The 13,339-nt window shown below is 31.1% G+C and carries 10 protein-coding genes; 3 read left to right on the top strand and 7 right to left on the bottom strand.

Going from position 1 to position 13,339, the window contains the following annotated elements:
* Positions 1-141 precede the first annotated feature (141 nt).
* Together V5787_RS08660 and V5787_RS08655 are read right to left on the bottom strand one after the other, a co-directional pair.
* Positions 142-1,260 carry an SDR family oxidoreductase gene (locus tag V5787_RS08660; protein WP_336892848.1) on the bottom strand — a complete coding sequence of 373 codons (1,119 nt, stop codon included), beginning with the start codon at positions 1,258-1,260 and terminating at the stop codon, positions 142-144.
* Between the two features lie 40 nt (positions 1,261-1,300).
* Positions 1,301-2,086, bottom strand: coding sequence for an alpha/beta hydrolase (locus tag V5787_RS08655; RefSeq protein WP_336892847.1), 786 nt, complete (start codon positions 2,084-2,086; stop codon positions 1,301-1,303).
* 369 nt (positions 2,087-2,455) lie between these two features.
* Between V5787_RS08655 and V5787_RS08650 the strand changes: the two genes are divergently transcribed.
* Positions 2,456-2,902 carry a KTSC domain-containing protein gene (locus tag V5787_RS08650; protein ID WP_336892846.1) on the top strand — a complete coding sequence of 149 codons (447 nt, stop codon included), beginning with the start codon at positions 2,456-2,458 and terminating at the stop codon, positions 2,900-2,902.
* A gap of 109 nt (positions 2,903-3,011) precedes the next feature.
* On the opposite strand, the gene typA is transcribed toward V5787_RS08650, so the two are convergent.
* The 5 genes from typA to V5787_RS08625 form a co-directional block, all read right to left on the bottom strand.
* Positions 3,012-4,781 carry a translational GTPase TypA gene (gene typA, locus V5787_RS08645; protein ID WP_336892845.1) on the bottom strand — a complete coding sequence of 590 codons (1,770 nt, stop codon included), beginning with the start codon at positions 4,779-4,781 and terminating at the stop codon, positions 3,012-3,014.
* 74 nt (positions 4,782-4,855) lie between these two features.
* Positions 4,856-5,047 carry a hypothetical protein gene (locus tag V5787_RS08640; protein WP_336892844.1) on the bottom strand — a complete coding sequence of 64 codons (192 nt, stop codon included), beginning with the start codon at positions 5,045-5,047 and terminating at the stop codon, positions 4,856-4,858.
* A complete protein-coding gene (locus tag V5787_RS08635) occupies positions 5,037-5,333 on the bottom strand; it encodes a hypothetical protein (protein ID WP_336892843.1) in 297 nt (98 codons plus the stop codon). Before V5787_RS08635 ends, V5787_RS08640 begins: the two co-directional genes overlap by 11 nt.
* 45 nt (positions 5,334-5,378) lie before the next feature.
* Complete coding sequence (locus V5787_RS08630) at positions 5,379-6,611, bottom strand: metallophosphoesterase (protein ID WP_336892842.1); 1,233 nt, start codon at positions 6,609-6,611, stop codon at positions 5,379-5,381.
* A 76-nt stretch (positions 6,612-6,687) separates the two neighbouring features.
* Positions 6,688-11,052, bottom strand: coding sequence for a T9SS type A sorting domain-containing protein (locus tag V5787_RS08625; RefSeq protein WP_336892841.1), 4,365 nt, complete (start codon positions 11,050-11,052; stop codon positions 6,688-6,690).
* Positions 11,053-11,160: 108 nt separating this feature from the next.
* Here V5787_RS08625 and aroB point away from each other — a divergent pair, with 108 nt between their 5' ends.
* Together aroB and V5787_RS08615 are read left to right on the top strand one after the other, a co-directional pair.
* Positions 11,161-12,219 carry a 3-dehydroquinate synthase gene (gene aroB, locus V5787_RS08620; protein WP_336892840.1) on the top strand — a complete coding sequence of 353 codons (1,059 nt, stop codon included), beginning with the start codon at positions 11,161-11,163 and terminating at the stop codon, positions 12,217-12,219.
* A gap of 177 nt (positions 12,220-12,396) precedes the next feature.
* On the top strand, positions 12,397-12,954 hold the full coding sequence (locus V5787_RS08615; RefSeq protein WP_336892839.1) for a thioredoxin family protein: 558 nt from the start codon (positions 12,397-12,399) through the stop codon (positions 12,952-12,954).
* The last annotated feature ends 385 nt before the right edge of the window (positions 12,955-13,339 follow it).

The raw sequence follows: 13,339 nt of genomic DNA, 5'->3' as shown, positions 1-13,339 counted from the left end.
GAAAAACTGAACAATAGACTGCGGAAAATTATCAACTATAAAACACCTAATGAAATGATGGAGATTGAACTAAAAAACGTAGCTTAGTAACATCAAAAAATAATAACGTTTTGTTGCGTTAGAACATTGAATCCAAGAATTTCACCACTTTTCTCCTCTAAACTTTCTCGCTTTCGCATAACGAATCGTATCTTCTAAATAATCTTCAATATTATATTTAGGTATAGGAACTATAGACTCTAATAATGTGGTGTCATATTCATATGGATCAGAAATTAGATATTGATTTAAATGTAATCCTATGGTATTATAATAAATGCTTTCTAATCTGTTCTTTCCTTCTAGCAACAACCCTCCACTCGAAGAATTCAAAAAAGTAAAATTATTAAAGTCTACGGTTTTTATAATTTTACTCATCCCAGTTACAATATTTGTGCTTTTAGAATGTACAATATTGAGTTGTTCAATTTTTTTATCGAATACACTCGTAATTACTTTGGCAACATAATCAACAGGAATAATATTTAGCCCCGTTTTAAAATTAGCTGCAATTCGAATAGAATTATCATTTAATGGATTTTTATAAAAAAACTTACCTAAAAGATAATAAACCATATAGTTAGAAACAAAATAAGTTGACTTTTTAAATATATTACCACCAAGAACACTAGGACGTAAAATTTGTATATCTATATTTTTTTCTTTTCCTTTTTTTAAAAGAAATCGCTCTGTTAAGTGTTTGTATTCTTCGTAAAAATTACGGTATTTAGGAATTTTTTCAGAGTGGTAATCATTACCAATCAATCCTCCAATATTGCCAATACTAAAAGCTGTACTTATATAAGTAAATTTTGTAATAAAAGACGAAAATGTATCAAAAACATTTTTTGTAAACTCAAAAACACCATTATATATAATCTCTTTTTGAGATATATCCGTTGATAAATTAACAGAACCTGCCGAATGTATAAAAAAATTACTTTCTGTTTTTGACAAGAAATTCTCGGGCTTAAAAAAAGCATCCATATCCAAGACTTTAATCTTGTTTAATATTGTTCCTTTATTTTTAGAAATAAATTCGGGAGCTGCAGCGCTTTCTAATATTGTTTTAATTCTAGAGGTTGCCGACTTGCCTTTTTTTTGTCTTACAGAAAGAAAAATAGTTTTAATATTTTCTTGTTTTAACAATTCAAAAATAATTTGAGAGCCTAGAGTTCCTGTTCCTCCAGTAAGGATTACATTCAGTTGATTTTTTGACATTGGTATATATTGTGCAAGCTAATTTCTTTAATTTTGATTCTTAGGAACTCAATTCGCTTAAAAACTGAATTGATTTTCTATTAAAAATAAGAGGCTGTTCTACATTTACAACATGACCACAATCTCTCACAATATAAACCTGTGATAAAAGGTGTTCTTTTGCTAATTTCTTGACAGAGGGAAGAAATAAATGATCTTCTTCACCCATCACGTATAAAGTTGGAATTTTAATGTCATTTCCTCTAAAAAAACGTAATAAAGGATTGACTCCAGAGGTTAACTTATACCAACGAATAAATTCCTTTTGACATAATTTTTTGGATTCTCTAACAAATAACATTCGAGATTTTTTATGATTTTTACGCGGCATTATAATAAATGCAAAAAGCGTATACAAGAGAATATAGGGAACAACCGATTTAAAAACAACTCCCAATTTTATTAGTAACTGAGATTTGAAATCAAATTTCAGAATTGCTCCAGCCAAAACCATACTCTGTACACGACCTGGATGTTTCTCTGCAAGATTTCTTATCAGGATTGTGCCTAAAGAAATACCGACAAAATGGGATTTTTTAATTTTCAAATAATCAATCACCTCCAAAATATCAGTCGAAATGATATCAAAAGTATATTTTGGATTTACCACATCTTTTAATACCATTTTACTTTTACCATGCCCTCTTAAATCAAGAACTAATATATTGTACACTGCTTTAAAAGCTCTAATTTGTTTATACCAAATTGACGAACTACCTCCAGCTCCATGAACGAAGGTAACCCACTGGGTAGAGGTAGGATGAGTGTATGTATTATAGTTTAACAAATTGTATTTTTAAAAGACAAAGTTAAACTATTTTTAATTGATTTTGTAATGCTTGATTCTAATCCAAATAATCTTTCCAAAATAGTCAATATTTGTTGCGTTGCCATTTGATTTTCGTAGTGTTTTAAGTGATCTAAGACTATCACCAAAGCTTATTTCATCATAACGTAAACCTTATATGAATTATTAGTCCCTAAAACAGATTGCAAAAACGAAGGTTTTCAAAAAATATTACAATTATACTAATCCCAAATAAACATTTAATTTAATCATCTTTCTCCTTAATAACATTTATAAAATATAAAATGATAAAGTCGATTATATCTCAGTTAATAATTCTAATTTTGCAAAAAATTAGAAACTAGCAAGATGAAGCGTATTAATGAATATAAAAAATTATTTAAGGTAGAGGGAACTATTGACCTTAAACAACTTAAAAAGACATATAGAGGTCTTGTCAAAGACTGGCATCCTGATAAATTTCAGGACGAAGAAAAGAAACTAGAAGCAAGTGAAGTTAGCACCAAAATTATTGATGGATATCACTTTCTTGTCAGTATTGCTCCAAAAACTAAAGAGGACAATTTAGAGGCTTATAACACTACGGTCACAAAATCTAAAGTTGCGGACTATTTCCATAAAAGTATGCTTTTAGAAGTCACCTTTACTGACGGAAACACATATGAATATTTTGGAGTTAACCATAAATTATTTAATAAGTTTATAAATAGCAAGTCATTAAACAATTTTGGTAAAAGGAATATTTTCAATTCATTCACCTATAGAAAATCAAAAAAGGCTTTAGTAGAAGCTTAAAAAACAAAATTTCATCAACAACAAAAACCATCTACTAGGTGAATCTTTTAAATAATAAAAAGCCGTTTCAATTATATTGAAACGGCTTTTTATTTATCGTTTATAAGAATTATGCTTTAAATTTTATTTTACGCATTCTTAAACTTTGTGGAGTAACTTCTAAATACTCATCTCCTTTTATATATTCCATACATTCTTCTAATGAAAAATCTATTTTAGGGAAAATTTTCATTGCATCATCAGTACCAGATTTACGCATGTTTGTCAATTGTTTTCCTTTAATCAAATTTACAGACATATCATCTGATTTACTATTCTCACCAATTACTTGACCGATATAAATCTCATCATTAGGATCAATAAAAAACTTACCTCTATCTTGTAAACGGTCTAAAGCGTAAGCTGTAGCTTTACCAGCAGCAGCAGAAATAATAGCTCCTTTTACTTCTTCAGTAAATTCACCTTTAAAAGGCTCATAAGAACTAAATCTATGATTTACAATTGCTTGACCTGAAGTTGCTGTTAAAATTTTATTTCTCAATCCAATCAAACCTCTTGAAGGAATATTAAACTCTAAATGTTGTAAATCTCCTTTTGGCTCCATAACCATCAAGTCTCCTTTTCTTAAAGAAACTAGGTTTACAGCTTTTGAAGAAACAGATTCAGGAACATCAATTACCAATGTTTCAAAAGGTTCACATTTTTTACCGTCTATTTCTTTAAAAATCACTTGAGGACGACCTACTTGCAATTCATAACCTTCACGACGCATTGTTTCAATTAATACTGACAAATGCAATACACCTCTACCAAACACATTAAACTTGTCTTCAGAATCTGTGGTTTCAACACGTAAAGCTAAATTTTTCTCTAATTCCTTGAATAATCTATCACGTAAGTGACGAGAAGTAACAAATTTACCTTCTTTTCCAAAGAAAGGAGAATTATTAATCGTAAACAACATACTCATCGTAGGTTGATCAATTTCTGTTCTTTTTAATGCTTCTGGATTTTCTAAATCTGCAACTGTATCACCAATTTCAAATCCATCAATACCTGTAATAGCACAAATATCTCCACAAGGTACTTTATCAACTTGAACCTTACCCATTCCTTCGAATACGTGTAATTCTTTAATTCTAACTTTTTTAGTAGTACCATCAGCTTTACATAACATATAATCTTTTGCCACTTCTAAATCTCCACGAAAAACACGTCCAATAGCTATTCTTCCAGTAAATGAAGAAAAGTCTAAAGAAGTAATTTGCATTTGAGGAGTTCCTTCATTATAAGGAGATTCTGGTATCGAATCCAAAACTGCATCCAATAAAGGTAAAATATTCGTAGTTTCATTTTTCCAATCTGTACTCATCCAGTTATTTTTAGCTGAACCGTAGATTGTTGTAAAATCTAACTGATCTTCAGTTGCGTCCAAAGCGAACATCAAATCAAATACTTTTTCATGTACAATATCAGGAGTACAGTTTTCTTTATCTACTTTATTAACTACAACAATTGGAGTTAAACCAAGCTCTAAAGCTTTTCCTAATACAAAACGAGTTTGTGGCATAGGTCCTTCAAAGGCATCTACCAACAATAAAACTCCATCTGCCATTTTCAATACACGCTCAACCTCACCACCAAAATCGGCATGACCAGGAGTATCTATTACATTGATTTTAGTTCCTTTGTAATTGATAGAAACGTTTTTAGAAAGAATCGTAATTCCTCTTTCACGCTCCAAGTCATTATTGTCTAACAAAAGATCTGTTCTTTCTTTTCTGTCGTCCAATATTTTTGCTTGGTCGATTATTTTATCAACCAAAGTAGTTTTACCGTGATCGACATGGGCTATAATAGCGATATTTCTAATTTGCATACGAGAATTTTAAGGTTGCAAAAATACTCTTTATTATTGACATAAATAGCTTGCTAACTTTAATTTAATTCCTTTTATCCGTTAAAGCCAAAACATTTAAGAGAATCTACAGTTTCTATTGGTAGTTTCCTTCCTAATTCAATTCCTGTCTGATCAGTACCTTCTTCAATCCATTGACCTAAAACAATAGCATCTGACAGAAATTCGTAGCTAACTAAGCCTGTATACTCTACATTATCTTGATTATACACAAAATTAACACTCAATACATTGATTTAGTAATAAACCAAAACCAGTTTGAGTATCCTCCCCTTCAATCAACCAAGTTGCATGAATTCTGTTTTCATCATATTTTAACGTCAGAATACCTAAGTAACCCTGTTCTGAGTTTTCTGAATTTGCGCCCAAAACTTGGTAAACACCTTCAATCGATTTGGAAGTAATATTTACAAATGAATTCTCTGAATCAGAAACTGCCTCTCTACGAAGATTTAATTCTTCAATAAACTGAGTTGATTTTGTTATATCAGAAGAAATTCTCGCTTGTAACAATCTTATCGAAATAGAAAGTTATTTTCTTATTTTGGGTTGCATTTATTAAACTTTTTTCAATTCTATAACCGTAATTTCAGGCCACATACCTACTCTACCAGGAAATCCTAAAAACCCAAAACCTCTATTTACATATAAATACTGTTTGGCCTCCTTATACAAACCAGACCATCTAGGATATCTAAATTTTGCTGGACTCCATTTAAAACCAGGAATATCAATCCCAAATTGCATTCCATGAGTATGTCCTGCCAAAGTCAAGTCTACATTTGTTTTATGTGGAATCGTTTTTAAATCCCAGTGTGTAGGATCATGAGATAATAATATTTTAAACGCATTCTTATCAACACCACTAAGAGCTTTGTCTAAATCTCCTTTTTGTTTAAATCCTTTTCCCCAATTTTCAACACCCAAAACAATTATTTCTTCTCCATTCTTTTCTAATTTCACATGCTCATTTTTCAACAAGTGAAATTCCATTTCTTTATGATACACATCCATCAACGCAGCATTCTCTTTCTTCGCCTCTTTAGAATCCCATTTGTTATAATCACTATAGTCATGATTACCCAAAACAGAATATACTTTAGATTTTATCGATTTAAAAGTATTTATGTATGGAATTACTTCACGTGAATTTCCATTAACCAAATCTCCCGTAAAAAAAACAACATCAGCATTCTGATCGTTAATTAAATTTACTCCATTTTGCACATCAGAAACACTATCAAAACTACCAGAATGAATATCCGAAATTTGCACCAATTTAAATCCATCAAATGCTTTTGGAAGATTAGCAAAACTAAGTGTTAGTTTTTTTACTTTATAATTATATTTTCCTTTTGTAATTCCATAAAGCATTGTGGCAAAAGGAATGCTTGCAACTCCTAGTCCTAATTTTACAATAAACTTTCGTCGTTCATCAAAATTAACTTTCGGAGTATATCCCATAATTTTTGAAAAAGACTGAAATCCATAATTCAATATCCTTATGACATCATCAAATACTAAAAACACAAAAAACAGTAATTTAAATATGATAAATGAAAAACTAACTCCAATTAACAAATTTCTACTTAATGTTGCGTTTAACGTACGCTCTTGAAAGTATTGGATCATTATATACAAACCTATATAAGAAATTATTGCTAAAATCGCATATGAGATTAATAAATAGGGTTGGAATTTACTCTTTGAAAATACAGATCGCAATCCAAAAAACAAATATCCATCTAAAAACAATAATACTCCAGTAAGTACAAGTAGTCGTGTCATCATAACATTTATTCAAGATTACAAAATAAAGGTAAATAACCATGCCTATTTTATATAGGCTCTTAAATAAATATTAAATTTAATTTTTTGTGATTATTATTTTTTTTGTTACTGTTTCTAAAGGCGTTTTTAAATGTAAAATATAAACCCCAGAAACAATTCTCTCCAAATGCAATTGATAAGAAGTATTATCTCCAGTTAACTCAACAGAAATCAATTGATTTCCGACAAGGGAATATAATGAAATCGCTTCTATCAACACTCCTCCAGACACAATCATTAATTCATTATTTTCAGAATTAAAGTTTGTATAAAATTCAGTTCTTAATTCTTTGTCAACAGAAAGTATCTCATTCGACCTTAATAGTAGACTATACCTATCCTCATAAGTTCCAGATTTTAGAAGAAAGCTATACTCTTGAGTATTCAAATCTGTAAGACTTTGCTTTTCCTTATCTAATAAATAAATTTTATGAGTGTAATTTGAGATATTGTCCAATTTTATTGTTATTTCTGTAGTTTCATTCACAACAACACCTAACGGAACTTCCAGCTCATCTTCCAATAGCGGTACTGAGTTAATCACATAACGATAATCTCCAGGTAAATCCCAATACATATCAGTTCCATAATAGTCAAACATAGGAGCATCGTAGCCTATATCAATATCCATTGTAGATAAGCCTCTAAGTGAAGTCACCAATTGCCTATGATAGGTTCCATCAGAAGTTTCGTATTCAAAACCTAAACGAATTATACTTAAATCATTAGACTCTGATTTCTGTTTTCCTTCTTCCGATTTTAAAAACAGAGCTGTATCAGCGTCTCTAAAAGAATTTTTAAAAACAACCATATTACCATCAGTCTCTCCTGTAACCATAAAACCTTGTCCTACTCCAATAAAAGCATTGGGAGTTTTTGTGAAATTAATCGTATTTCCCTCAATAATAATTGTCGCTGCATAAGTTCCTACTCCACCTGCTCTTGTCGCATAGCCCCCTTGATATTCCTCAGAATAATGACTATCTCCTGTTTCTTGATTCCAATAATATATGACTCCTGTTGTATTGTTATTCTCCAAATTAAAAGTATTAAAATCATCTGCATTTATTACAGAGGGATATGGATTCCCTACCAAATAATAATTATCTTCATCTAACTCCAACTCTATAGTTCCGTTTGTAGGCTTACCTGCAAACACATAATGACTGGTTGACCCTTGTCCTTTCATTGTAAAACCACTCCCAAGGACTTTATTGGTGTTTTCATTCATAGAACTCCAACTCTGAGAGTTTGTAAATTCATTCAACCAATACCTACTTACAACCCCTGAAGATCCTTCATAACTATCCGAATACGAAAGAGCCGAGGCGATAGAAAAATTATTAGGATCTGCTGTAGTCAATAAATTTTCATTCAAATTATAAGTACCTGTTGCTTTTACAGGAGACCCCCAATAGTTAAATCGATAAACAGATTCAGTTCCTTCAGAAACTTTTATATATATTTTTCCCTCCCCTGAATTTAAATCAATTCCATCTAAGGTTTGAACCAACTGGGAATCTCCATATAAATAGATATCTCCATCTAAAGTTAAAATATCACTCGCCAGTATACTACTCCCATTTGGAACTGTTAATACAGCACCAGAGTCAACCTTTAAACATTTACAATTGGCAGAAGAAGAAAGTGTTACTGTTTCTTTAATATTAACCGACTTTAATAAATCTGTACCTGAATCATCCCAAACACCTGTAGAATTACCGCCTGTCCAACTTCCCGTTTCATAAACAATTTCGGCATCAGGGTTAGAACGTATCAAAGTAAATACCTCTCCATCATTTAAATCAATATTAGAAAATGTTAAATTTGTTCCATCCAGCGTACCTGTTAAGTCAAGACGAATAGTTCCATCACTATAATCTGCATTTCCATCTTCATCAATTATTAAGTAAAAATCGCCAGGATTAATAAATGCTGATAAATCAAACTCTAAAGTAACACCAGAAACAGCTCCTGTATTTTTTACTTTCCAATCTCTATCAAACCCAGTATAATTATAACTACAGCTACTTAACCCTGTAATAACGGTTGGAAAAGCTATTTCACTAATCACGGCATCCGAATCATTATTCCCCCAAGCAAAGAAATCTAAATCATCATCAAACTCAAATGAATTTAAATAATTTAAAATCTCTACTGTACTTCCTAGTGCAACCGTTAAAATCGCATCTGAATTCGTAGATTTTGATTGTTTTTGATTCAATCCAGAAGCTTCATCTTTCCCAATTACACCAATATCATTCCAATAAGTAAGGTCATCCCAAATAATAATTGTATTATTTGACGACAAGTATTGATTAGAAGAGACGTCTAAAGTAATCCCATATTTTACGGCCAAATAAGATTCAATCATATTGATGTTTTCATCTGTTAGACTTTGATTTTCGTAATAAACCACTTCAGAAATCTCTCCTTGAAAATATACATTATTCGCAGAGGAGTCAAAAGAAGCCGCTTCCGAACCATCCCCTACATATCCAAACCTTGTATTGTTACTATGTATTGACACATCTGTTACATCCGTAGATAAATCTTCGTTTCCATTTACTCTTATTTTAGTTTCCTCAGAATCAGCAGCATTCAAATCAAAAATAAACCCACCTAATTTATTGGTTCCATCATTAGTAAGTTCCACACCGAAATTATCTTTTTGTCCTCCCGAATTAAAATGAAATTGAAGCGTACCATCTCCATGGACAGAAGTATTAAACCATTCATTTCTATCAAAGTCTAAAAACGCCCAATTTTCAGCATTAACAGAACCAGACGTTGCTGAATTGGAAAAATCAGTATTAAAAACAGTCCAAACATATACCTGATTTAAATTATCCGTACTGATATAGTTTTTATTCTTGATAGGCATTCTATCAGATGTTCCATCAAAAGTTATACTCGGATTAAAATTTAATATTTCTGTATTAGAGGGTTGATTTGTAGAGGATGTTTGAATTAAATCATAACCGTGATAAGTTTGATCAAATACATCACTCACTTTTCCTCCCGAAGCCGTAACACCACTATCCGACTTAAGCCAAATTTCCAAACCTGAATCTACTCCTCCTGGTGACTGACTACTTGTTGTTAGCACAAAAGACACATATTCATTATCAGAAATATTCACAGCTACATAATAATAAGCACCTAGCTCAGACATAACGTGCCTTGTATCTGATTCATCAAAAATATCATCAGAACTAACGATCAAATCTACAGATTCGGCTACAAAAAAAGATTTTTCTATCGCTATATAAACAGTTCCTACATCAGAGTTTTTTTCTTGAAACAGCCATGTCTTATTAAATAATAATTCAGTACTTCCTCCAAAAGAAGAAAAACCATAAGTTTGATTATTATGACCATAAATTAACGACTTACCATCTCCTATGCTTGTTCTTGAAGCATCATTATTGGCTGATGTAAAATCAATATCCTTTGCAACTATAAAAGACTCATAATTTGATGACCTTGCAATTCTTTGATCCAAAGCTCCTGCATCATCTTGCACCAACCCAGCAACATCGTTCCAATACGTCAAATTGTCCCATAACAAATCTCCATAAGAATTATTATAAGTACTATTACTTATGTCTAAAGTAATTCCATATTTTAACGCCAAATAAGTTTCAATTTTCACAATATCAGCAGTTGTTAAATCTCCTTTATCATAAAAAATTATTTCAGCAATTTCTCCATCGTAATAATAATTATTTCTTGAACCTCCAAAAGAACTCGCTTCCGATCCATCTCCTACAAAACCATAGCGGTCAGATGCTACAGAAATAACACTTGAAGTATTATCCCCCGAATAATCTTGGAAACCATCTAAACGCATAATCGATTCAATCGTCTCTCCACTGTCAAAAATAAAAGTCGCTAAATGAGGTACATTATCATTTGAGGCAGTTGATGCAACTAAATCCTGAGTCCCTTCTGATTGATAAGACATGGCTAATACTCCATTTCCATGAATATAAAAATTAAAAGATTCACTTCTGTCAAAATCTAAAAATGACCAGTTCGCATCATAATCAGTCTCTGAGAGACCAGTGGCATACACCACAAACATAGATAAGTTTGAAATAGACTGCCCTGCTGAATAATTTAAATTAGTTACTGAAAAATAATCACTAACTCCATCAAAAGTAAAGGTTTGGTTAAAATTAAATAGTTTACTCTGAATAGCTTTATTAGTAGCTAAGCTTTGCTCCGCAGAGTTTCCATTACTACTTCTATCAGTCCAATTTAAAGTTCCAGAATCACTAATACCTGAATCACCACTATACCAAATGGACATATTACTTGTTCCAACCCCACCAGGAGATTGACTAAAACAAACAAAATTCACAAACAAAAACAATAAACAAACAATACAACTCTTCATAAGGGGTAAATTAATGCTAATATTATGTAAATTTATGCAAAGATTAGCTAAAATAATGTTTAGCAATCATATCATTTTGATTTACTTTGCAGATTAGAATTGATATTTATGAAATCCATACAATCTACCCACTGCCATGTTCATTTTCAAGAAAATGCCTACAGTCAATTAAACAACTATCTAGCGAGCAACAAACACTCTTTAATTTTCATTTTAGTAGACGAAAATACAAACAGAGATTGTTTGGCCAAGTTAATGTCACAAATGGCAACTGATCTTACCATTGAAATCATTGAAATAGAATCTGGTGAGATTAATAAAACTCTTGAGACGTGTACTGGACTTTGGAATGTTTTAACCGAATTGGGAGCCGACAGAAAAAGTTTGATGATCAATTTAGGCGGTGGTGTTATTACTGATATGGGTGGTTTTGTTGCGTCTACTTTTAAAAGGGGAATTTCTTTTATCAATGTACCTACTACTTTATTAAGCATGGTTGATGCATCTGTTGGAGGCAAAACGGGTGTGGATTTAGGAGTTTTAAAAAACCAAATTGGAATCTTTTCTGATCCAGAAATGGTATTGATAGATACTGAATTTTTAAAAACGGTTTCTTCTGAAGAAATGATTTCAGGTACTGCCGAGATCATCAAACATGGATTGATTTATGATCGTGATTTATATAATGATGTTCGCAACAATAATTTAAAAAACGTAAAATATTTAATTCATCGATCGGTTGAAATAAAAAACGATGTGGTATTAAAAGATCAAAAGGAATCCAGTTTACGAAAAATCTTAAACTATGGTCATACCATTGGACATGCTGTTGAATCTTGTTTTTTAGAATCTGATCAAAAAAAAACCTTAACACATGGACAAGCAATTTCTTTGGGAATGGTTGCAGAAGCCTATATTTCTCATAAATTATTTGGTTTCCCTAAAGAAATATTACAAGATTTAAAATCTTATGTGATTGATTTATTTGGAAAAGTTCCTGTTGCCCCTGAAGACTATCCTACTGTTTTTGACTATCTAAAACACGATAAAAAAAATATAGGAGGTCAAGTAAATTTTGTATTATTGGAAGATATTGAAAAGTTTAAAATTGATTGTAAAGTGGATATTCAATTGATAGAAGAATCTATCAACTATTATCTTTCATAAATTAAATAAGGTTGTTTTGAAGAAGAACAGAAATCGAGAACTCATCTAAACTAAACGCCTTATTTACAAACCAATAGAACCCAACTATCAACACTCCTTTTATAACAAAAAAAACTTTCTATTTCATATTTGTTTTGTACAATCTTTAAATCAAGCTTTTTTCTCTTTACTAAAAATATGGCATTAACAAAATCAAACCCTTTTAAACTTACTCAAAAAGCTCCAAATTTTAATTTGTTGGATGTCGTTCTATCGAAAGAAAAATCGTTACAAGAATTAAAAGGAAGAAACGGAACTTTGATTTTATTTATCTGCAATCATTGTCCATATGTAATTCATATCAATAAAATTCTAGTCTCATTAGCAAATCACTATCAAAAACAAGGAATCAATTTTATTGCCATCAGTAGTAACGACGTAGAAAGTTACGCACAAGATAGTCCTGAAAAAATGAAAGAATTATCCTTAGAAGTAAAATATCCTTTTCCGTACTTATATGACAAAACGCAAGAAGTAGCGAAGGCATATGATGCTGCTTGTACACCAGACATATTTCTTTTTGATAAAAATTTAAAGATTTATTATCACGGCCAATTAGACAATTCCAGACCAGGAAGTGATACTCCAATAAATGGTAAAGACCTTAGTAATGCAATGGATTTATTACTGCAAAGAAAAACCTATTCTGGACCAGAAGTACCGAGTATGGGCTGTGGAATTAAATGGAAAAATTAATTCTTTAATTTTATTAATCTGTACATCCATTTGAAAAAACGGAATGGAAATAGCATGTTGTTTAAACTTTATTTCAATTGAAATTTGGAACATCTACCTTTGGTGTGACGATTTTACTGAGATCATCCTATGTAGGTTCACTAAAAAAGAGGTCCTGCGTAAACGATTAAGACCGTTGCAAGGTACATGACAAAAACAAAGACCCAAACTTAGGGTGTAAATCATTGTTTGTTAGCTTATTAATATGTATATTCAAGCCATGAAACTACAAATAACACCTACTTTTGCAGATAGCATTTGTGATTTACGCACAAGAAAGATAAAAGCTACATTTTTTAGTCAAATTAATATTCTTATCGATTGGGATCGCATTTCAAAAATAATA

Origin of the sequence: Flavicella sp. (genome assembly GCF_037132785.1) — a bacterium.
In the GTDB taxonomy this organism is placed as follows: Bacteria; Bacteroidota; Bacteroidia; order Flavobacteriales; family Flavobacteriaceae; genus Flavicella.
This window is presented reverse-complemented; position numbering and strand designations above follow the sequence as displayed.